Below are 19,811 nucleotides of genomic sequence, written 5' to 3' on the forward strand. Positions count from 1 at the left end.
GCTGCGCCACCTCGTCGTCGCCCTGCTGCTGGCTGCCAACGTGATCACCGCGATCGGCGTGGTGCACGCACGCCACGACTACCGCCAGCTGTACATCCAGCTGACCCGGCTCGAGCGTGCGCGCGACGAACTCAATGTCGATTTCGGCCGTCTGCAGCTCGAGCAGGCCACCTGGGCGATGAGCAACCGCGTCGACCAGGTCGCACGCGAGCGCCTGGGCATGCGTTTCCCCGAAACCGCCGAGATCGTGGTGATGCGGCCATGAAGCTCGGCAGGTTCATCAAGGCCGGCGACGGCCACGCCAAGAAGCCGCGCAAGCGCGCGCAGTTCGATCTGCGCCTGCGGCTGATGCTGGTGGGCGGTGCGCTGGGCCTGGGCGCGATGGCGCTGGTCGGTCGCGCGGTCGACCTGCAACTGATCGACAACGCGTTCTACCAGCAGAAGGCCGACGCGCGCTTCCGCCGCGAAATGCCGATTCCGGCTTCGCGCGGCATGATCACCGACCGCAACGGCGAGCCGCTGGCGATTTCCTCGCCGGTCGAATCGCTGTGGATCAATCCCCAGGAACTGAGCAAGCATCCCGACCGCCTGCCGGAACTGGCCGAGGCGACCGGCCTGCCGCTCGAAGAGTTGTCGCGCGCGGTCTCGCAGCGGGCCGACAAGGAGTTCATGTACGTGCCGCGCCATCGCCGGATCAGTCCGTCGACGGCCAAGCGCGTCCTCGATCTGGGCATTCCGGGCGTGTTCTCGCAGCGCGAGTACCGCCGCTTCTACCCGCAGGGCGAGGCGGTCTCGCACGTGCTCGGCTTCACCAACATCGACGACCGCGGCCAGGAAGGCATCGAGCTGGCGTTCGACGACTGGCTGACCGGCACCCCCGGCGCGCAGAACGTGATCCGCGACCGGCACGGTCGCATCGTCGAACACGTGAACCTGGTCCGCGCCGCCGAGCCGGGCAAGGACCTGGTGCTGAGCATCGACCGCCGCATCCAGTTCCTGGCCCATCGCGAGCTGCGGCGCGCGATCGAGGAGACCGGCGCCAGCGCCGGTTCGATCGTCATCCTCGAGGTGGCGACCGGTGAGGTGTTGGCGATGGCCAACCTGCCGACCTACAACAACAACCGCGTCACCGGCGAAAACCGCGACGCGCACCGCAACCGCGCGGTGACCGACCTGCTCGAGCCCGGCTCGACGATGAAGCCGATCACGATCGCCGCGGCGCTGGAGAAGGGCGTCATCACGCCGACCAGCACCTTCAACACCAGCCCGGGCTGGATTCCCAACGGGCGCTTCAAGACCAGCGACTTCCGCAACTACGGCGTGCTCGACACCACCGGCATCATCACCAAGAGCTCCAACGTGGGCTCGGCGATGGTCGTGCACAAGCTCGACAGCCAGTACTTCTATGATTTCGTGCGCAGCTTCGGCTACGGCCGCAGCACCGGCAGCGGCTTCCCTGGCGAGGCCGCTGGCCTGTTCCCGGACCCCGCGCGCTGGAGCGGCACCACCAAGCAGGGCATGTCCTACGGCTATGGCCTGTCGGTGACGCCGATGCAGATCGCGCACGCCTACGCCACGCTGGGCAACCATGGCCGCGCGCTGCCGCCGACCTTCGTCAAGGGCGGGGCCGGCGAGCCGCGTCAGGTGCTGTCGGCGAAGGTCGCCGACGAAGTGGTGCGGATGATGCAGACGGTCACCGAGCCCGGGGGCACGGGCACCCGCGCCGCGATCCTGGGCTACCACGTCGCCGGCAAGTCGGGCACCGCGCGCAAGGCCAGCGGTGGCGGTTACGCCCGGCGGTATCTCGCATTCTTCGCCGGCCTGGTGCCGGTCGCCGATCCCCGTTTCGCGATGGTCGTGGTCATCGACGATCCCGACACCTCCAAGGGCGGCTCGACCTACGGTGGCGGCTACGTGTCCGCGCCGGTGTTCAAGCGCGTGATGGATGGCGCGTTGCGGCTGATGGACGTGCCGCCCGACGACATCGAGACCTGGTTGGCCGCGCAGGCCGCCAACGAAGCCAAGCTCGCGCGCGAACAGGGTCGCAGGCCGACGGCCGCGCACGCGGCGACGACGGGGACGCCGCAATGAGCCGCGCGATGCCGTTGTCCGAGCTGCTGCCCGATGTTGCCGCAGTGCCGGCCGACACCGTGATCACCGGCCTGGTGCAGGACAGCCGTGCGCTGCGGCCGGGCGATGCCTTCGTCGCGATCGGCGGTTTCGGCACGCATGGTCTGCATTTCGCTGCCCAGGCCCAGGCCGCGGGCGCCAGCGCCGTGCTGTTCGAGCCGCCGGTCCCGGCCGAGATCGAGACGCTGCCGGCCGATGCGATCGCCGTGGCCGGCCTGCGCGATCGCATGGGCACGATGGCCGATACCTTCCACGGCCAGCCGTCGCAGGCGATGACCATGGTCGGCGTCACCGGCACCAGCGGCAAGACGTCCACGGTGCAGTTGCTGGCGCAGGCGCTGGAGGCATCGGGCACGCGCGCCGGCACGATCGGCACGCTCGGCGCCGGCCTGCACGGTGCCGTCGCCCCGACCGGCTTCACCACGCCGCTGGTGCTGCAGACCCATGCGCTGCTGGCGCAGTTGCGCGACGACGGCGCGCAGGCGGTGGCAATGGAAGTCAGTTCGCACGCGCTCGACCAGGGTCGTATCGATGCGGTGCACTTCGATGTCGCGGTGTTCACCAATCTCACCCGCGACCACCTCGACTACCACGGCGACATGGCCGGCTACGGCGAGGCCAAGGCGAAGCTGTTCGTGCGCCCCGGCCTCAAGGCCGCGGTGATCAATGTCGACGATCCGTTCGGCGCCACGCTGCCGGCGCGGCTCGATACTGCCGTGCGCGCGATCCGCGTCAGCGCCGCCGGCGCGGCCGATGCCGACATCGCCGCCTCGGACGTTGCGCTCGATGCCGACGGCATCGCGTTCTCGCTGCGCATCGGTGGCGAACGGCTGACGGTGCGCTCGTCGCTGCTGGGTCGCTTCAATGTCGACAACCTGCTGGCCGTCGCCGGCGTGCTCGCCGCGCTCGGCCAGGCGCCGGCGCAGATCGTGCGCGCGCTCGGCGCATTGCAGCCCATCGCCGGCCGCATGAACCGCTTTGGCGGCGGCGACACGCAGCCGCTGGTGGTCGTCGACTACTCGCACAAGCCCGATCCGCTGCAGCAGGCGCTGCAGTCGCTGCGCGGCCACCTGCGCGGCCGGCTGACCTGCGTGTTCGGCTGCGGCGGCGAGCGCGACACCGGCAAGCGCGCGCAGATGGCGGCGATCGCCGAGGCCCATGCCGACCGGGTGATCGTCACCGACGACAATCCGCGCCGCGAGAATGGCGATGCCATCGTCGCCGATATCCTCGCCGGCTTCGAACGCGCCGATACCGTGCGCGTGCAGCGCGATCGCGGCCGCGCGATCGCCCAGGCGATCGCCGAGGCCGTGCCCGGCGACATCGTGCTGATCGCCGGCAAGGGCCACGAGCCCTACCAGGAGATCGACGGCGTGCAGCATCCCTTCGACGACCGACAGGTCGCGCAGGCCGCGCTGGCTGCGCGCGGGACGGAGGGCGCACAATGACGCCGCTGTCACTCACCCGCATCGCCGCGCTGGTCAACGGCCGCCTGCACGGCGCCGACGACGGCGTCGAGATCGAGGCGGTCGTCACCGACACCCGCCGGCTCGAGGCCGCGGACCCGCGCGCGCGGCTGTTCGTGGCGCTGCGCGGCGACAACTTCGACGGCCACGCGCACGTCGCGCGCGCCGCCGAGTTGGGCGTGCGCGCCGCGCTGGTCGCCCGCCCGCTCGATCTGGCGCTGCCGCAGATCGTCGTCGCCGACCCGCAGGTCGCGCTCGGCGCGCTGGCCACCGCGGTCCAGCGTACGCGCGTCGCCCAGATCGTCGCGATCACCGGCAGCAACGGCAAGACCAGCGTCAAGCAGCTGACGGTCGAGATCCTGCGCCGGCATGCCGCGACCTGCTTCAACCCCGGCAACCTCAACAACGAGATCGGCCTGCCGCTGTCGATCCTCGATGCGCCCGAAGACGCAGCGTTCGCGGTCTACGAGATGGGTGCCGGCCAGCCGGGCGACATTGCCTACCTCACGGCGATCGCGCGCCCGCGGATCGCCCTGGTCAACAATGTCGCCCCGGCGCATCTCGAGCGCATGGGCAGCCTGCTGGGCATCGCCGACACCAAGGCCGCGGTCTACGACGCGCTGCCCGCCGACGGCACCGCGGTGATCAATGCCGACGATGCGTTCGCGCCGTACTTCGCGCAGCGCGCCCATGGTCGCCGCCTGCTGCGCTTCGGCATCGAAGCCACGGCGGACGTCGTCGCTCACGCCATCCGTCCCGACGCGGCCTGCACCCGCTTCCAGCTGATCACGCCCGCCGGCGAGGCGCCGGTCGCGCTGCCGCTGGCCGGCCGCCACAACGTGCGCAATGCGCTGGCCGCAGCCTCGATCGCGCTGGCGGCCGGCGTGCCGCTGGCGACGGTCGTCGATGGGCTGCAAGCGGCGCAGGCAGTGTCCGGCCGGCTGGCTCGCCATCGCCTGTCCGGCGGTGCGGCCCTGATCGACGACAGCTACAACGCCAATCCCGGCTCGCTGCATGCCGCCATCGAGACCCTGGCGACCACGCCGGGCACGCGCTGGTTGGTGCTGGGCGACATGCGTGAACTCGGCGCCGACGGCGCCGCGATGCATGCCCAAGCCGGGTTGCGCGCCAAGGCCGCCGGTATCGCCGGGCTCTATGCACTCGGGCCGTTGGCCGCGCACGCGGCGGATGCCTTCGGCGATGACGCGCAGCATTTCGACACCCACGCCGCACTGGCGCAGGCCCTGGTCCGCGACCTGGATGCCAGCGCTGCGGCTCACGACACGCGGTCTTCCACGGACGACCGACCGGCCCTCACGATCCTGGTCAAGGGATCCCGGGGCAGTGCGATGGACCGGACGGTCGCCGCACTGCTCGACGCGCAAGGAACCCACGATGCTGCTTGAACTCGCCCGCTGGCTGCAGGGGTTCGAGGACTTCTTCGGTCTGTTCGAATACCTCACCTTCCGCGGCATCCTGGCGGCACTGACGTCGCTGTCGCTGTCGTTGTGGCTGGGCCCGGCGGTGATCCGCAAGCTGGCGCAGTACAAGGGCGGCCAGCCGATCCGCCAGGACGGACCGCAGACGCACTTCTCCAAGGCCGGCACGCCGACGATGGGCGGCGCGCTGATCCTGATCACCGTGTTGGCGGCCGTGTTGCTGTGGGGCGACCTGCGCAACAAGTACGTGTGGCTGGTGATGGCGGTGATGGTGGCCTTCGGCGCGATCGGCTGGTACGACGACTGGATCAAGATCGTGCACCGCGATCCCAACGGCCTGAAATCCCGCTGGAAGTATCTGCTGCAGTCGGTGTTCGGCCTGGCTGCCGGCCTGTACCTGTACCTGTACGCCGACGTGCCGGCGGCGACCACGTTCTACCTGCCGCTGTTCAAGTCGATCGCGCTGCCGCTGGCCGGCATCAGCTTCGTGGCGATCGCCTATTTCTGGATCGTCGGCTTCTCCAACGCAGTCAATCTCACCGACGGCCTCGATGGTCTGGCGATCATGCCCACGGTGCTGGTCGCCTGCGGCATGGGCGTGTTCGCCTACGCCTCGGGCAACGCGGTGTTCTCCAGCTATCTGCAGATCCCGCAGGTGCCGGGCGCCGGGGAACTGGTGATCATCTGCGCGGCGATCGCCGGGGCGGGGCTGGGCTTTCTGTGGTTCAACACCTATCCGGCGATGGTGTTCATGGGCGACATCGGCGCGCTCGCGCTCGGCGCGGTGCTCGGCACGATGGCGGTGATCGTGCGCCAGGAACTGGTGCTGGTGATCATGGGCGGCATCTTCGTCATCGAGACGCTGTCGGTGATGATCCAGGTGGCCAGCTTCAAGCTGACCGGCAAGCGCGTGTTCCGCATGGCGCCGATCCATCACCACTTCGAGCTCAAGGGCTGGCCCGAGCCGCGGGTGATCGTCCGCTTCTGGATCATCTCGGTGATCCTGGTCCTCGTCGGTCTCGCCACGTTGAAGGTGCGCTGATGGCCCGCGTCCACGACACCGCGCTCCACGAGGCCTTCAGCGCCCGTCAGGCGACCCGGCTCGACGAGATCCACGGGCGGTTCGACCCGTGGCTGGTCGGGATCATGGTCGCGATCGCGACGCTGGGCGTGATCATGGTCGCGTCGAGCTCGATCGCCGTCGGCGAGGACATGGGCGTGGGGCGCTACTACTTCCTCAGCCGCCATTTCATGTTCATTGGCCTAGGGCTGGGTCTGGCGTTCGCGGTGATGCGCACCGAGCTCAAGACCATCGAGAAGTACGACCGCTTCGTGCTGCTGATGTGCGCGGGGCTGCTGCTGCTGGTATTCGTGCCGGGCCTGGGGCGTTCGGTCAACGGTGCGCACCGCTGGATCAACCTGGGCATCTCCAACTTCCAGGTCGTCGAGGCGGTCAAGGTCATCTACATCGTCTGGCTGGCCAGCTACCTGGTGCGTTTCCGCGATGAGGTCAATGCCACCTGGGCCGCGATGCTCAAGCCGATCGGCGTGGCCGTGGTGCTGGTCAGCCTGCTGCTGCTGCAGCCCGACTTCGGCTCGTCGATGCTGCTGCTGGGCGTGACCGCCGGCATGCTGGTGCTCGGCGGCGGCCATCTCAAGCGCATGATGCTGCCGGTGCTGCTGCTGCTGCCGGCGGTGGTCGCGGTCGCGATCATGGAGCCCTACCGGCTGCGCCGCATCACCTCGTTCATGAACCCCTGGGAAGACCAGTTGGGCGCGGGCTACCAGCTCAGCAACGCGCTGATGGCGGTCGGTCGTGGGGAGTTCTCCGGGGTCGGCCTGGGGGCGTCGGTGCAGAAGCTTTCGTACCTGCCCGAGGCGCATACCGACTTCATCTTCTCGGTGCTGGCCGAGGAGCTGGGCTTTGTGGGCGTGTGCCTGGTCGTCGGCCTGTTCGTCGCGCTGGTCGGACGCGCGCTGTGGCTGGGCCTGAAATGCGTAGAGATGCGTCGCCACTTCGCCGGCTACTGCGCGTTCGGCGTCGCGTTGATGATCGGCTTGCAGAGCCTGGTCTCGATCGGCGTGAACCTGGGGCTGCTGCCGACCAAGGGCCTGACGCTGCCGCTGGTGTCCTCGGGCGGCTCGAGCGTGATGATGACCTGCGTGGCGTTCGGCCTGTTGCTGCGCGTGTCCTACGAACTCGACCGCGCCCAGCGCCAGGTCGCTCGGCTGCGCGGCGATGCCGCCGCGCCGGCACCCGCTCCGGCCGATCCGATGCCCCCCACCAATCAACCGCCGCTGCCCGTGTCGCCAGCGACCGCCACGCGCGGCACCAGCCGCCTGCAGCAGCGCGTCGAACCGAGCTTCGGCGGCAGGAGCCCCGCATGATCCGTCGCCTGCACCAGACCCGCGGTCTGTCGAAGGAGGACTTCGCCAAGGTCTTCTCGCGCGTCCATTTCGTCGGCATCGGCGGCACCGGCATGAGCGGCATCGCCGAGGTGCTGGTGACGCTCGGTTACAAGGTCTCCGGCTCGGACACCGCCGACAGCGCGGCGACCCGCCGGCTGGCCCGCCTGGGCGCGACCGTGCATCGGGGGCATGCGGCGGCCAACGTGCTGGGCACCGATTGCATCGTGGTGTCCAGCGCCATCCGTGCCGACAACCCGGAGCTGATGGAGGCGCGCGCCCAGCGCATCCCGATCGTGCCGCGCGCCGAAATGCTCGCCGAGTTGATGCGCTTCCGTCGTGGCATCGCGGTCGCCGGCACCCACGGCAAGACCACGACGACGTCGCTGACCGCCAGCGTGCTCGCCGAGGGCGGCCTGGATCCGACCTTCGTGGTCGGCGGGCAGTTGCTCGCCGCCGGCGCCAACGCCCGGCTGGGCAGCGGCGACTGGCTGGTCGCCGAGGCCGACGAGAGCGATGGCAGTTTCCTGCGGCTCAACCCGCTGGTCGCGATCGTCACCAACATCGACGCCGACCACCTGGAGAACTACGGCGGCGATTTCGCCCGCGTCCAGGATGCTTTCACCGAGTTCCTGCATCGGCTGCCGTTCTACGGGCTGTCGGTGCTGTGCATCGACGATCCCGAAGTCGCCAGGCTCGCGCAGAGCGTGCCGCGGCACATGATGACCTACGGCCTGTCGGACGAAGCGGACGTGCGTGCCGAGAACATCCGCCAGGACGGCGCGGCGATGCAGTTCACGCTGTGCCTGCCGGAGAACGTGCGCGTCGAGGCGCGGCTGGCGCTTCCGGGCCGTCACAACGTGCTCAACGCGCTGGCCGCCGCGGCGGTGGGCTGGCAGCTCGGCGTCGCGCCCGAGGCGATCGTCGCCGCGCTGGGTCGCTTCGAGGGCATCGGCCGCCGCTTCAACCTGCTCGGTGAACTGGTCACGCCGACCGGCGCACGCGTCCAACTGGTCGATGACTACGGCCATCATCCGCGCGAGTTGGCCGCGGTGTTCGCCGCCGCACGCGGCGGCTGGGGCGAACGCAGGTTGGTGGTCGCGTTCCAGCCGCACCGCTACAGCCGCACCCGCGCGCTGTTCGACGATTTTGCCGGCGTGCTGTCGGACGTCGACGCGCTGGTGCTGACCGAGGTCTATCCGGCCGGCGAAGCGCCGATCGCCGGCGCCGATGCCAAGACGCTGGCGCGCGCGATCCGCGCGCGCGGCCGCATCGAGCCGGTCGTCGTCAATGCGGCCGAGGACCTGATCGACGTGCTGCCCGACGTGCTGCGCGATGGCGACCTGTTGCTGATGATGGGCGCCGGCGACATCGGTGCGACCGTCCAGCGGTTGGTCCAGGACGGCTTTGCGGCGGTGCCCGCATGAGCGCGATCCTGCCCGCGCCGCGTGTCACCGACCCGGCCGCGTTCGGCCGTGTCGCCGTGCTGCTCGGCGGCCCTGGCTCGGAGCGCGAGGTCTCGCTGCAGTCCGGGCAGGGCGTGCTCGATGCGTTGCGCTCGCGCGGTGTCGACGCGCACGCGGTCGATGGCGTGCCCGCGCTTGCGCAGGCGATCGTCGCCGGCCGCTACGACCGCGTCTTCAACATCCTGCATGGCGGCGATGGCGAGAACGGCGTGGTACAGGGGCTGCTGGATGCGTTTGGCGTGCCCTACACCGGCTCGCGCGTGCTTGGCTCGGCGCTGACGATGGACAAGATCCGCACCAAGCAGGTGTGGCTGAGCCTGGGGCTGCCGACGCCGCGCTATCGCCGCATCGCGGCCGGTGAGGATGTGCACGCCGCGGCCCGCGAGCTCGGACTGCCGGTCATCGTCAAGCCGTCGAAGGAAGGCTCGAGCGTCGGCGTCAGCCGGGTCTTCGCCGATGCCGACCTCGACGCGGCGGTCGCCCTGGCCGCGCGCTATCCGGGCGAGCTGCTGATGGAGCAGATGATCGAGGGCGACGAGCTCACGGTCGGCATTCTCGATGCCGGGCAGGGCCCGCGCGCGCTGCCGTCGATCCGCATCGTGCCCAAGGGCGCGTGGTACGACTACGAGGCCAAGTACGTCTCCGACGACACCCGGTACCTGTGCCCGGGCCAGGAGGGCGACGACGAGGCGCGGATCGGTGCGCTGGCGGTCGAGGCGTTCGTCGCCGCCGGCTGCAGCGGCTGGGGCCGCGTCGACGTGATGCGCGATCGCGCCACCGGTGCGCTGTCTCTGCTGGAGGTCAACACCGCGCCCGGCATGACCAGCCATTCGCTGGTACCCAAGGCGGCCGCGCAGTTGGGCATGGACTATGCCGCGCTGTGCTGGTGCGTGCTCGAGTCGACGCTGATGCCGGAGGCGGCCGCGCGATGAACCAGGCGCTCGCCACCACGACGCGAATCCTGGCCTGGCTGCTGGCGCTGGCGCTGGTGGCGCTGCCGGTCGTCGCCGTGATGCAGGGCTGGATCGGCGCCGAGCGCTGGCCGTTGCGTGTGCTGCGGATCAACGACGGCCTCGAGCAGGTCGATGTCGCCCGTGTGCGCGAAACGGTGCTGCCGCACGCGCAGCGCGGCTTCTTCGCGATCGATCTGACGCAGGCGCGGCGTGATGTCGCGCGCCTGCCCTGGGTCGCGGGTGTCGAGGTGCGCAAGCACTGGCCCGATGTACTGGAAGTGCGCATCGGCGAGCATGTCCCATTCGCGCGCTGGGGCGAGGATCGGCTGCTGTCGACCCGCGGCCGGCTGTTCTCGGCCGAGGGGGTCGAGGTGCCGGACGCAATGCCCCGCTTCGACGGTCCTGATGCGCGCGCCAACGAGGTCGTCGCGCTCTACAACGAAGCGCGCGAGCTGTTCCGGCCGTCGGGCCAGCAGATCGAAGGTGTCGTGCTCGACGCGCGCGGCAGCTGGCTGATCCACCTGTCGAGCGGCACCGAAGTGCTGGTCGGCAGCCAGGAAGCGGTCCCGCGCCTGGCGCGTTTCGCCCGGATGTTGCCGCGGTTGGTCGCCAACCGCGCCGAGCCGCTGGCGCGCGCCGACCTGCGTTACACCAACGGCTTCGCCCTGGTCTGGGGGACGCCGAGCGCCGACACCAAGGCCGCGGGCACCGCGTCGGCATCCGCATCCGGCGGGCTGCCCGCACGGGCGATCCACATGGCGGGCATGCCCGTTCATCACGACTCACGACTCACGAATCACGGCCTCTCATGAACCGCAAAGGCGACAAGACACTCATCGTCGGACTGGACATCGGCACCTCCAAAGTGGTGGCGCTGGTCGGCGAGTACTCGCCCGGCAACCCGATCGAGGTGATCGGGATCGGCAGTCACGAATCGCGCGGACTCAAGCGCGGCGTGGTCGTGGACATCGAGTCGACGGTGCAGTCGATCCAGCGTGCGGTCGAAGAAGCCGAGCTGATGGCCGGCTGCGAGATCCGTTCGGTCTACGCCTCGATCTCCGGCAACCACGTGCAGTGCCGCAACTCGCCGGGCATCGTGCCGATCCGCGACAACGAAGTGACCTGGTCGGACCTCGACCGCGTGCTCGACGCGGCCAAGGCGGTCGCGATCCCGGCCGACCAGAAGATCCTGCATGCGATCCCGCGCGAGTACGTGCTCGACGACTCGCAGGAAGGCATCCGCAACCCGGTCGGCATGACCGGCGTGCGCCTGGAGGTGCATGCGCACCTGGTGGTGTGCGCGCAGTCGGCCGCGGCCAACATCAGCAAGTGCGTGCAGCGCTGCGGCCTGCAGATCGACGACTTGATCCTGTCGTCGCTGGCCTCCAGCACCGCGGTGTTGACCTCTGATGAGCGCGAGCTCGGCGTGGTGCTGGTGGACATGGGCGCGGGCACGACCGATCTGGCGGTGTTCGTGCAGGGCGCGATCTGCCACACCGCATCGCTGCCGATCGCCGGCGACAAGGTCACCGAGGACATCGCGCACATGCTGCGCACGCCGACCCCGGAAGCCGAGCAGATCAAGGTCCGCTACGCCTGCGCACTTGCGCAGTTGGCGACCAGCGAAGAATCGATCCAGGTGCCCAGCGTCGGCGACCGGCCGCCACGGCGGCTGCCGCGCCAATCGCTGGCGCAGGCGGTACAGGCGCGCTACGAGGAAATCTTCGAGATGGTGCAGGCCGAACTGCGCCGCTCGGGCTTCGAGCAGCATGTGCGCGCCGGCATGGTGCTCACAGGCGGCGCGGCGAAGATGGAAGGCGTCGTCGAACTGGCCGAGGAAATGCTGCAGATGCCGGTGCGCGTGGGCATTCCCCAGCACGTCACCGGCCTGGGCGAGGTCGTGGGCAATCCGGTCCACGCCAGCGGCGTGGGCCTGCTGCTGATGGGCAGCCAGATCGAGCACCCCCGACGCCCGGTGATCTCCGCCGGCCGCGCGGGCGGGCTGCTGAAGAAACTCAAGACGTGGTTCAACGGCGAGTTCTGATGAACCCGCCTCGTGCTGCGTGATGAGGAATGGACGGTTGAAACAAACAGCAACAACAAGGGCAAGGGCAGGGCGGCGACGAAGACAGCGGTAACGGCAACGAGCGCATTCGACAACAACATAAATGCCGGATGGCGGTGAGAGGTACGGGTTCGGCGTTTTCGAATCACGCATCCCCTTCCACCAATCACGGCTCCAAACCGAGGACAACGGACATGGCACATTTCGAACTGGTCGAGAAGATGGCTCCAAACGCGGTGATCAAGGTCATCGGCGTGGGCGGCGGCGGCGGCAACGCGGTCGCGCACATGGTCAACAACAGCGTCGATGGCGTGGAGTTCATCACCGCCAACACCGACGCGCAGGCAATCAAGAACTGCGGTGCCAAGCTGCAGCTGCAGTTGGGCAGCAGCGTCACCAAGGGCCTGGGCGCAGGCGCCAACCCCGAGGTCGGCCGCCAGGCCGCGCTCGAGGACCGCGAGATCATCATGGATGCGCTGCAGGGCGCCGACATGGTGTTCATCACTGCCGGCATGGGCGGCGGCACCGGCACCGGTGCGGCGCCGGTCGTGGCCCAGCTCGCCAAGGAAATGGGCATCCTGACGGTGGCCGTGGTCACCAAGCCGTTCCCGTTCGAGGGACGCCGGCGCATGCAGGTCGCGCTCAAGGGCATCGAGGAGATGTCGGCGCACTGCGACTCGCTGATCACCATTCCCAATGAGAAGCTGATCACCGTGCTCGGCCGCAACGCCACGATGATCCAGGCCTTCCGGGCCGCCAACGACGTGCTGCTGGGCGCGGTGCAGGGCATCGCCGACCTGATCGTGCGTCCGGGCCTGATCAACGTCGACTTCGCCGACGTGCGCACCGTCATGGCCGAAATGGGCCTGGCGATGATGGGCACGGGCCTGGCCCGCGGCGACGACCGCGCGCAGGCCGCCGCCGAAGCCGCGATCCAGAACCCGCTGCTCGACGACGTCAACCTGGCCGGCGCCAACGGCATCCTGGTCAACATCACTGCCGGCGCCGACTTCACGATGGCCGAGTTCGACGAGGTCGGCCGCACCGTCGAGAACTTCGCCAGCGAAGACGCGACGATCGTCATCGGCACCGTCCTCGACCCGGATATGCAGGACGAAGTCCGCGTGACCGTGGTCGCCACCGGCCTCAACCGGGCGCCGGCGCGCGGCACCGGGCACAACGACAGCGCCGGCCGCGGCAAGCCGCAGGTGCAGCTGATCAGCAACAACCAGCGCGGCGTCCGCGATGGCACCACCGGTTTGCTGATCGACGACGGCGATGCCGTGGCCCCGTACAGCCCGGGTCACAGCATCGCAGCCTCGCTGCGCGGCAATGGCGGTGCGGCGGCGTCGACCGCCTCGCGTCCGGCCGGGCAGGGCGCGGCGCGCAGCGATGCGGGCGATGCGCCGAAGGTCGCCGACTTCGGCAGCGACAGCAGCTACCTGGACATCCCGGCGTTCCTGCGTCGGCAGGCCGACTGAGCCTGTCGATGGCGTCGTCGACTGGCGCTGTACAGGCCGCACCGGCCTGTCGGCGTCGGGCGGACTGACGCCGGTGCCTGTGCCCGCATCGCACTTGTCCGGTGCGGCGGCGCGCAGGGTGTTGTCCTCGCAAGCATTGGCGCGCTGTTGTCCGCAGATCGCCGTTTTGGTCCGCCGGGTACGCCCGGCGGGCCGGTTTGTCGTTCGGCCATCCGGCCGGCGCATCGCCTCGGCGCGCAGTCCTGCCCCCGGTCCCGCAGGGCCTCGATCGCCTCGGATCGCTTCGTTCAGGTTCAGCGGTCCCCGTGATAATCTCGCCCGGTTGCCTCCCGCGTCCGCGGTCGGCGCTTCTCTCCCCCGGATTCCCGATGCCCCGCCAACGCACCATCAAGAACGTCATCCGCGCAACGGGCGTCGGCCTGCACAGCGGCGAGAAAGTGTTCCTGACCATGCGTCCGGCCGCTCCGGATACCGGCATCGTCTTCCGGCGCGTCGATCTCGACCCGGTGGTCGACATCCCCGCAGAGGGCGGACTCGTCACCGAGACCACGCTGTGTACCGGGCTGAGCCTGGGGACCGCCAACGTGCAGACGGTCGAACACCTGATGTCCGCACTCGCCGGACTCGGCGTGGACAATCTGTATGTCGAGCTGTCGGCGGCCGAGGTGCCGATCATGGACGGCTCGTCTGGCCCGTTCGTGTTCCTGCTGCAGTCCGCGGGCGTGGTCGAGCAGGCCGCGCCCAAGCGCTTCATTCGGATCCTGGCGCCGATCGAAGTGCGCGAGGGCGACAAGATCGCGCGGTTCGAGCCCTACGACGGCTTCCATCTCGATTTCACCATCGCCTTCGATCATCCGGCCATCCCGCTGGCGCAGTCGCGTGCCGAAGTCGAGTTCTCGACCGAGGCCTACATCCGCGAGGTCAGCCGTGCGCGCACCTTCGGGTTCATGCGCGACCTGGAGTACATGCGCGAGCGCAACCTGGGGCTCGGTGGCTCGATGGACAACGCCATCGTGCTCGACGAGTTCCGCGTGCTCAACGACGACGGCCTGCGCTACGCCAATGAGTTCGTGCGCCACAAGATCCTCGACGCGGTCGGCGACCTGTACCTGGCCGGCCATCCGATCCTGGGCCTGTTCAAGGGCTACAAGTCCGGACACGCGCTGAACAACAAGCTCGTGCGCGCATTGCTCGAGACCCGTTCGGCCTGGGACATCGTCAGCTTTGCCGAGGACGATGCGGCCCCCGTCGTCTATGGCGCCCCGGTCGCTGCCTGAATCGCTCGGCCGCGCCGCGCCCGCCTCTCTGCCTCCCCGCGCTTGTCGACCGGGGGGCGGCCCATCTGCGAATCGACCCCCGGCGCGTCTGCTGCAGGCGTACCGCAGGAATGCGATCGCTTGGGTTCAGCCCGGGCGCCTTCGACAACAATTATTTAACTTTTGCTTTCTGAAAAGTTAGCTTCGTGTTAACGCCCCGTGGGGCGATGCCCGGTAGCATGCCCCTCTCCTTCACTTGGCCTTGATGCCGATGAAGGGGCAGGCGGCACCCATCCAGATCACACCCCTTCGTCCTTGCCGCCTTCCGGCGGCCGGAGCGAGGCCAGTACCGAGCGGAGCGTGTCGCGTGCGACCGCCGACGGCGGGTTGGCCAGCGCACCGCGGGCCTCTGGCGGTGCTGGTCGCAGGGGCTGGGTTGACGTCCTGACGACGATGTCGTCGACATCCAGTCCGATGGAGCGGGCAGCGTCGAGCAGCGTATCGGCCGACAGGCGCAGCCTGGCGTGCCAGATGGGTGAATCGACGAGGAATACCAGCCTGCGGCGATCGACATTGGCCAGCCGCGCATGCGGCGCCAGTGCCGGAGGCAGCAGGGGAACGAGGCGGCGATCCAGTGCGTCGAGCCACATGGCCCGGCGGATCGGATCGGCCGACGTGCCATCCAGGGCCGCGTCCAGCGCGGCGGTCGGGGCTCCGATGCGGGATGGCTTGGATCTGGACCGGAAATCAGACATTGGCACCATGACCGTCAAAACCTTGTTGAATGATATGCGCGGCATCGCCGCACAGGTGGCCCGCAGGGCCCGCATCCTGGCCCGTCGCCGGCCGGTCTCGATGGCGATCGTGATTGCCGCGGCCGGCATGTGCGCTGCCGGGGCCATGAATTCGGCCGAGATCGCCCGCCTCCACGGTGTGGCCGCTGCCCACGAGCGCAGCCTGGACGAGACCCGTCGCGAGGCGCAGCGCGAAGTCAACGCGCTCGCCGCCCGGCTCGGCGAGCTGCAGGCCCAGGCCAACCGCCTCAACGCGCTCGGCGACCGGCTCGCCCGCGGTGCGGGCATGGAGGACGGCGAGTTCGACTTCGACCGGACCCTCGGTGTCGGCGGTCCCGAGCCGGCCCAGGACATGCCGGCCGGCAAGCTGCTCGGCGGCCTGGATGCGCTGGAGGGCGACCTGACCCACTCCGGCCAGCAGCTCTCGGTACTCGAGGCGCTGCTGCTCGACCGCAAGCTTCAGCGCGACGCGCTGCCGTCGCGCTCGCCGGTGCATCGCAGCTTCGTGACCTCGTCCTATGGGTACCGCGCCGATCCGTTCGGTCGCGGCGGTCAGTTCCACAAGGGCATCGATTTCGACGCGCGCACCGGGGATCCGGTGATGACGGTCGCCGACGGCGTGGTCAGCTATTCGGGCGTGCGCCGTGGCTACGGCAACGTCGTCGAGGTCGACCACGGCAACGGCTACGTCACCCGGTATGCGCACAACTCGCGCAACGTGGTGAAAGTCGGCGATCTGGTCCGCATCGGTGACGAGATTGCCAAGGCCGGGTCGACCGGCCGTTCCACCGGCGCCCACGTGCACTTCGAGGTCTGGGAGAACGGGCAGGTGCAGAACCCGCGCAAGTTCCTTGGTGCCATGGGCGTGAGCCGGCAGTAACCGATTGGGGCGCCCCCCCGCCCAACCCTCCCCCGCATGCGGGGGGGGCGGTCAGATGGCCGTGCCGGTAGCTCTGGTTGCGCAACTCGCCCCCGCACGCGGGGAGGGCGAATGCGCGGCACAGCTGCGCCGATGCTCGCAGGTGCGCATGGCGCCACACCTCCCCCGCTTGCGGGTGGAGGTCGACGCCGTAGGCGTCGGGTGGGGGCACGGGCTTGGACGGGGCGGGCTGAAGGACGCCGCATCGACCTGACGCCGCCCCCACCCAACCCTCCCCCGCGTGCGGGGGAGGGCGGTCAGATGGCCGTGCCGGTAGGTCTGGTTGCGCAACTCGCCCCCGCACGCGGGGGAGGGCAAATGCGCGGCACAGCCGCTTCGGCGCTCGTCGGCGCGCAAGCCAGTGGCTTGCAAACGCGCCTCCTCGCCCCGAGCTACAATGCGCGTTGCCATCAAAGGGCGCCTAGCGCCCTTTTCTGTTTGCGGCTTCTGGGGAATCCGCCTCGGTCCCGCGCTCCGATTCCAGACTTCGGTACTCCAATGCTCAATCGCTTGCTCACCAGTGTCTTCGGCAGTCGCAACGACCGCTTCGTCAAACAGCTCGAGAAGGTCGTCGTCAAGATCAACGCGCTCGAGCCGCAGATGGAGGCGCTGTCCGACGAGGCCCTGCAGGCCAAGACCCCGGAGTTCAAGCAGCGCATCGCCGACGGCGAGACGCTCGACAAGTTGCTGCCCGAAGCCTTCGCGGTCTGTCGCGAGGCCAGCAAGCGCGTGCTGGGCATGCGCCCCTACGACGTCCAGCTGATCGGCGGCATGGTGCTGCACATGGGCAAGATCGCCGAAATGCGCACCGGCGAGGGCAAGACCCTGGTCGGCACGCTGCCGACGTATCTCAATGCGCTCGAGGGCAAGGGCGTCCACGTCGTCACCGTCAACGACTACCTGGCTCGCCGCGACGCGGCACAGATGGGCAAGCTCTACAACTGGCTGGGCCTGTCGGTCGGCGTCATCTGGCCGGGCATGCCGCACGGCGAGGCCAAGCGCGAGGCCTACCGCGCCGACATCACCTACGGCACCAACAACGAGTTCGGCTTCGACTACCTGCGCGACAACATGGCGCTGTCGAAGGCCGACCGTTACCAGCGCGCGCTCAATTACGCGATCATCGACGAGGTCGACTCGATCCTGATCGACGAGGCACGCACGCCGCTCATCATCTCCGGCCCGGCCGACGATTCCCCCGAGCTCTACATCAAGGTCAACCGGATCGTTCCGTCGCTGGTCCGGCAGGAAGCCGAGGACGGCGAAGGCGACTTCTGGGTCGATGAGAAGGCCAAGCAGGTCCACCTCTCGGAGGAAGGCCAGGAACACGCCGAAGCGCTGCTGCGCGGCGCGGGCATCCTCGGCGAGGACGAAAGCCTCTACGCGCCGCAGAACATCCACGTCGTGCATCACCTCAACGCCGGGTTGCGCGCGCACGCGATCTACCAGCGCGACGACCACTACATCGTCCGCGACGGCGAAGTCGTTATCGTCGACGAATTCACCGGCCGTACCCTGCCGGGCCGCCGCTGGTCGGATGGCCTGCACCAGGCGGTCGAAGCGAAGGAAGGGGTGCCGGTCCAGCGCGAGAACCAGACGCTGGCCAGCATCACCTTCCAGAACCTGTTCCGCATGTACGGCAAGCTCTCGGGCATGACCGGTACGGCCGACACCGAAGCCTTCGAGTTCGAGAGCATCTACGGCCTGGAGGTCGTGGTGATCCCGACCCATCGCCCGATGATTCGCAAGGATGCGCCGGATGCCGTGTTCCTCAACCGCGCCGGCAAGTACCGCGCCGTTGCGCGCGAGATCCAGGCCTCGCACGAACGCGGACAGCCCGTGCTGGTCGGTACGACCTCGATCGAGGTCTCCGAACTGCTCAGCGAGCACCTGCGCAAGGAAGGCATCGCGCATGAAGTGCTCAACGCCAAGCAGCACGAGCGCGAAGCGCAGATCGTCGCCCAGGCCGGCCGCCCGGGCGCGGTGACCATCGCCACCAACATGGCCGGCCGCGGTACCGACATCGTGCTCGGTGGCTCGCTCGAGACCGAGCTCGCGCTGCTCGAGGCCGAGTCCGGCGTGCCGGTCGACGACGCCACCAAGGCGCGCCTGCGCGCGGAGTGGCAGCAGCGCCACGACGCCGTCGTCGCTGCCGGCGGCCTGCACATCATCGGCACCGAGCGCCACGAATCGCGGCGTATCGACAACCAGCTGCGCGGCCGCTCCGGTCGCCAGGGCGACCCGGGGTCCTCGCGCTTCTACCTGTCGCTCGAAGACAACCTGATGCGCATCTTCGCCGCCGACTGGGTGCAGAAGGTCATGGCGCGCATGGGGCTGCAGGAAGACGACATCATCGAAAGCCCGTTGGTGACCCGCCAGATCGCCAACGCGCAGCGCAAGGTCGAGGCGCACAACTTCGACATCCGCAAGAACCTGCTCGACTTCGACGACGTCAACAACGACCAGCGCAAGGTCATCTACGGCCAGCGCGACGAACTGCTGGACGCCGAAAGCGTCAAAGAGAACGTCGACGGCATCCGCGCCGACGTCGTTGCCGGCATCGTCGGCCGCTATGTGCCGCCGCAGTCGATCGACGAGCAGTGGGACCTGCCGGGCCTGGAGGCCGAGATCGAGCGTGAGTTCGGCCTGCGCCTGGAACTGGTGTCGATGGCCAAGGCGCGCGACGAGCTCGACGCCGAGCAGATCGCCGAACACGTGCAGCAGTCGGTCGATGCGCTGTTCGCGGACAAGGAGACGCAGCTGGGCGGCGAGACGATGCGCATGCTCGAAAAGCACATCATGCTCAACGTGCTCGACCAGGGCTGGAAGGAGCACCTGGCCCGCATGGACTACCTGCGGCAGGGCATCCACCTGCGCGGCTACGCGCAGAAGCAGCCCAAGCAGGAGTACAAGCGCGAGGCGTTCGAGTTGTTCTCCGAAATGCTCGACAAGGTCAAGCACGAAGTCGTGACCATGCTCGCACGCGTGCGTGTGCGCAGCGAGGACGAGATCGCTGCGCTCGAGGAAGAGGAGCGTCGCCAGGTCGAGGCCAAGCTCAACCAGGCTCAGTTCCAGCACGCCGACGCCGGTGGCTACGGTGCCGACGAGGAAGCCGAGGACGTGCGGGCCGCCCAGGCCGCCGCTGCCGGGCCGCAGGCGCAGATCGTCCGCGACGGCGCCAAGGTCGGCCGCAACGATCCCTGCCCCTGCGGCAGCGGCAAGAAGTACAAGCACTGCCACGGTCAGCTGAGCTGATCCGTCAGGCCCCGCCATCGCGGGGCCGATGCGCAACGTCCAGGCGGGACGTGACGTCCGGCGATCGGCGCCTCGCAGCGGCGGGCGATGCCCCGGCTGATGCGCATGGTGGCCGGTCGATCGCGGCGTGGCCTCATCCGCCTGCGTGCCGGCGGCCTTTGTGGGCGTCGCAGCTGACGCG

15 protein-coding genes are annotated in these 19,811 nt (G+C 69.1%); 14 read left to right on the forward strand and 1 reads right to left on the reverse strand.

Annotation, left to right across the window (positions count from 1 at the left end; genetic code table 11):
* The first annotated feature begins 1 nt into the window (after window position 1).
* The 12 genes from ftsL (at window position 2) to lpxC (ending at window position 14,683) form a co-directional block, all read left to right on the forward strand.
* Window positions 2-265: a cell division protein FtsL gene (gene ftsL, locus ABE488_RS10710; protein WP_346448333.1), complete on the forward strand. Its 264-nt coding sequence runs from the start codon at window positions 2-4 to the stop codon at window positions 263-265.
* The gene (locus ABE488_RS10715; RefSeq protein ID WP_346445237.1) at window positions 262-2,091 is read left to right on the forward strand and encodes a penicillin-binding protein 2; all 1,830 of its coding nucleotides are present in this window, start codon (window positions 262-264) and stop codon (window positions 2,089-2,091) included. The genes ftsL and ABE488_RS10715 overlap by 4 nt, the downstream gene beginning before the upstream one ends.
* On the forward strand, window positions 2,088-3,578 hold the full coding sequence (locus tag ABE488_RS10720) for a UDP-N-acetylmuramoyl-L-alanyl-D-glutamate--2,6-diaminopimelate ligase (RefSeq protein ID WP_346448314.1): 1,491 nt from the start codon (window positions 2,088-2,090) through the stop codon (window positions 3,576-3,578). Before ABE488_RS10715 ends, ABE488_RS10720 begins: the two co-directional genes overlap by 4 nt.
* Entirely contained in the window at window positions 3,575-5,002 is a 1,428-nt protein-coding gene (gene murF, locus ABE488_RS10725; RefSeq protein ID WP_346445235.1) for a UDP-N-acetylmuramoyl-tripeptide--D-alanyl-D-alanine ligase, read from the forward strand. Before ABE488_RS10720 ends, murF begins: the two co-directional genes overlap by 4 nt.
* Window positions 4,992-6,077 (forward strand): phospho-N-acetylmuramoyl-pentapeptide-transferase, encoded by a 1,086-nt coding sequence (gene mraY, locus ABE488_RS10730; protein ID WP_337244080.1) that lies wholly within the window; start codon window positions 4,992-4,994, stop codon window positions 6,075-6,077. Before murF ends, mraY begins: the two co-directional genes overlap by 11 nt.
* A complete protein-coding gene (gene ftsW / locus ABE488_RS10735; RefSeq protein ID WP_346445234.1) occupies window positions 6,077-7,423 on the forward strand; it encodes a putative lipid II flippase FtsW in 1,347 nt (448 codons plus the stop codon). Before mraY ends, ftsW begins: the two co-directional genes overlap by 1 nt.
* On the forward strand, window positions 7,420-8,868 hold the full coding sequence (murC, locus tag ABE488_RS10740; protein ID WP_346445233.1) for a UDP-N-acetylmuramate--L-alanine ligase: 1,449 nt from the start codon (window positions 7,420-7,422) through the stop codon (window positions 8,866-8,868). The genes ftsW and murC overlap by 4 nt, the downstream gene beginning before the upstream one ends.
* Window positions 8,865-9,839 (forward strand): D-alanine--D-alanine ligase, encoded by a 975-nt coding sequence (locus tag ABE488_RS10745; RefSeq protein ID WP_346445232.1) that lies wholly within the window; start codon window positions 8,865-8,867, stop codon window positions 9,837-9,839. Before murC ends, ABE488_RS10745 begins: the two co-directional genes overlap by 4 nt.
* Window positions 9,836-10,672 carry a cell division protein FtsQ/DivIB gene (locus ABE488_RS10750; RefSeq protein WP_346448316.1) on the forward strand — a complete coding sequence of 279 codons (837 nt, stop codon included), beginning with the start codon at window positions 9,836-9,838 and terminating at the stop codon, window positions 10,670-10,672. Before ABE488_RS10745 ends, ABE488_RS10750 begins: the two co-directional genes overlap by 4 nt.
* On the forward strand, window positions 10,669-11,904 hold the full coding sequence (gene ftsA, locus ABE488_RS10755; RefSeq protein ID WP_183427894.1) for a cell division protein FtsA: 1,236 nt from the start codon (window positions 10,669-10,671) through the stop codon (window positions 11,902-11,904). Before ABE488_RS10750 ends, ftsA begins: the two co-directional genes overlap by 4 nt.
* A 215-nt stretch (window positions 11,905-12,119) precedes the next feature.
* Window positions 12,120-13,406 carry a cell division protein FtsZ gene (ftsZ, locus tag ABE488_RS10760; protein WP_346445230.1) on the forward strand — a complete coding sequence of 429 codons (1,287 nt, stop codon included), beginning with the start codon at window positions 12,120-12,122 and terminating at the stop codon, window positions 13,404-13,406.
* 368 nt (window positions 13,407-13,774) lie between these two features.
* On the forward strand, window positions 13,775-14,683 hold the full coding sequence (lpxC, locus tag ABE488_RS10765) for a UDP-3-O-acyl-N-acetylglucosamine deacetylase (protein WP_346448318.1): 909 nt from the start codon (window positions 13,775-13,777) through the stop codon (window positions 14,681-14,683).
* Between the two features lie 278 nt (window positions 14,684-14,961).
* Here lpxC and ABE488_RS10770 read toward each other — a convergent pair whose 3' ends face one another.
* Window positions 14,962-15,546 carry a DciA family protein gene (locus tag ABE488_RS10770; RefSeq protein WP_346448319.1) on the reverse strand — a complete coding sequence of 195 codons (585 nt, stop codon included), beginning with the start codon at window positions 15,544-15,546 and terminating at the stop codon, window positions 14,962-14,964.
* On the opposite strand from ABE488_RS10770, the gene ABE488_RS10775 reads away from it, so the two are divergent.
* Both ABE488_RS10775 and secA read left to right on the forward strand, forming a co-directional pair.
* On the forward strand, window positions 15,545-16,336 hold the full coding sequence (locus tag ABE488_RS10775) for a M23 family metallopeptidase (protein WP_346448335.1): 792 nt from the start codon (window positions 15,545-15,547) through the stop codon (window positions 16,334-16,336). The two genes, ABE488_RS10770 and ABE488_RS10775, sit on opposite strands and share 2 nt — an antisense overlap.
* 537 nt (window positions 16,337-16,873) lie before the next feature.
* Window positions 16,874-19,630 carry a preprotein translocase subunit SecA gene (gene secA / locus ABE488_RS10780; protein ID WP_346445227.1) on the forward strand — a complete coding sequence of 919 codons (2,757 nt, stop codon included), beginning with the start codon at window positions 16,874-16,876 and terminating at the stop codon, window positions 19,628-19,630.
* Window positions 19,631-19,811 lie beyond the last annotated feature (181 nt).

Origin of the sequence: Luteimonas sp. TWI662 (genome assembly GCF_039673825.1) — a bacterium.
In the GTDB taxonomy this organism is placed as follows: domain Bacteria; phylum Pseudomonadota; class Gammaproteobacteria; order Xanthomonadales; family Xanthomonadaceae; genus Luteimonas.

Bases quoted from the DNA above. Each gene is read 5' to 3' on its own strand.
- ABE488_RS10715 (WP_346445237.1), top strand. From the start codon at position 262: ATGAAGCTCGGCAGGTTCATCAAGGCCGGCGACGGCCACGCCAAGAAG.
- ABE488_RS10720 (WP_346448314.1), top strand. From the start codon at position 2,088: ATGAGCCGCGCGATGCCGTTGTCCGAGCTGCTGCCCGATGTTGCCGCA.
- murF (WP_346445235.1), top strand. From the start codon at position 3,575: ATGACGCCGCTGTCACTCACCCGCATCGCCGCGCTGGTCAACGGCCGC.
- mraY (WP_337244080.1), top strand. From the start codon at position 4,992: ATGCTGCTTGAACTCGCCCGCTGGCTGCAGGGGTTCGAGGACTTCTTC.
- ftsW (WP_346445234.1), top strand. From the start codon at position 6,077: ATGGCCCGCGTCCACGACACCGCGCTCCACGAGGCCTTCAGCGCCCGT.
- murC (WP_346445233.1), top strand. From the start codon at position 7,420: ATGATCCGTCGCCTGCACCAGACCCGCGGTCTGTCGAAGGAGGACTTC.
- ABE488_RS10745 (WP_346445232.1), top strand. From the start codon at position 8,865: ATGAGCGCGATCCTGCCCGCGCCGCGTGTCACCGACCCGGCCGCGTTC.
- ABE488_RS10750 (WP_346448316.1), top strand. From the start codon at position 9,836: ATGAACCAGGCGCTCGCCACCACGACGCGAATCCTGGCCTGGCTGCTG.
- ftsA (WP_183427894.1), top strand. From the start codon at position 10,669: ATGAACCGCAAAGGCGACAAGACACTCATCGTCGGACTGGACATCGGC.
- ftsZ (WP_346445230.1), top strand. From the start codon at position 12,120: ATGGCACATTTCGAACTGGTCGAGAAGATGGCTCCAAACGCGGTGATC.
- lpxC (WP_346448318.1), top strand. From the start codon at position 13,775: ATGCCCCGCCAACGCACCATCAAGAACGTCATCCGCGCAACGGGCGTC.
- ABE488_RS10775 (WP_346448335.1), top strand. From the start codon at position 15,545: ATGTGCGCTGCCGGGGCCATGAATTCGGCCGAGATCGCCCGCCTCCAC.
- ABE488_RS10770 (WP_346448319.1), bottom strand. From the start codon at position 15,546: ATGCCGGCCGCGGCAATCACGATCGCCATCGAGACCGGCCGGCGACGG.
- secA (WP_346445227.1), top strand. From the start codon at position 16,874: ATGCTCAATCGCTTGCTCACCAGTGTCTTCGGCAGTCGCAACGACCGC.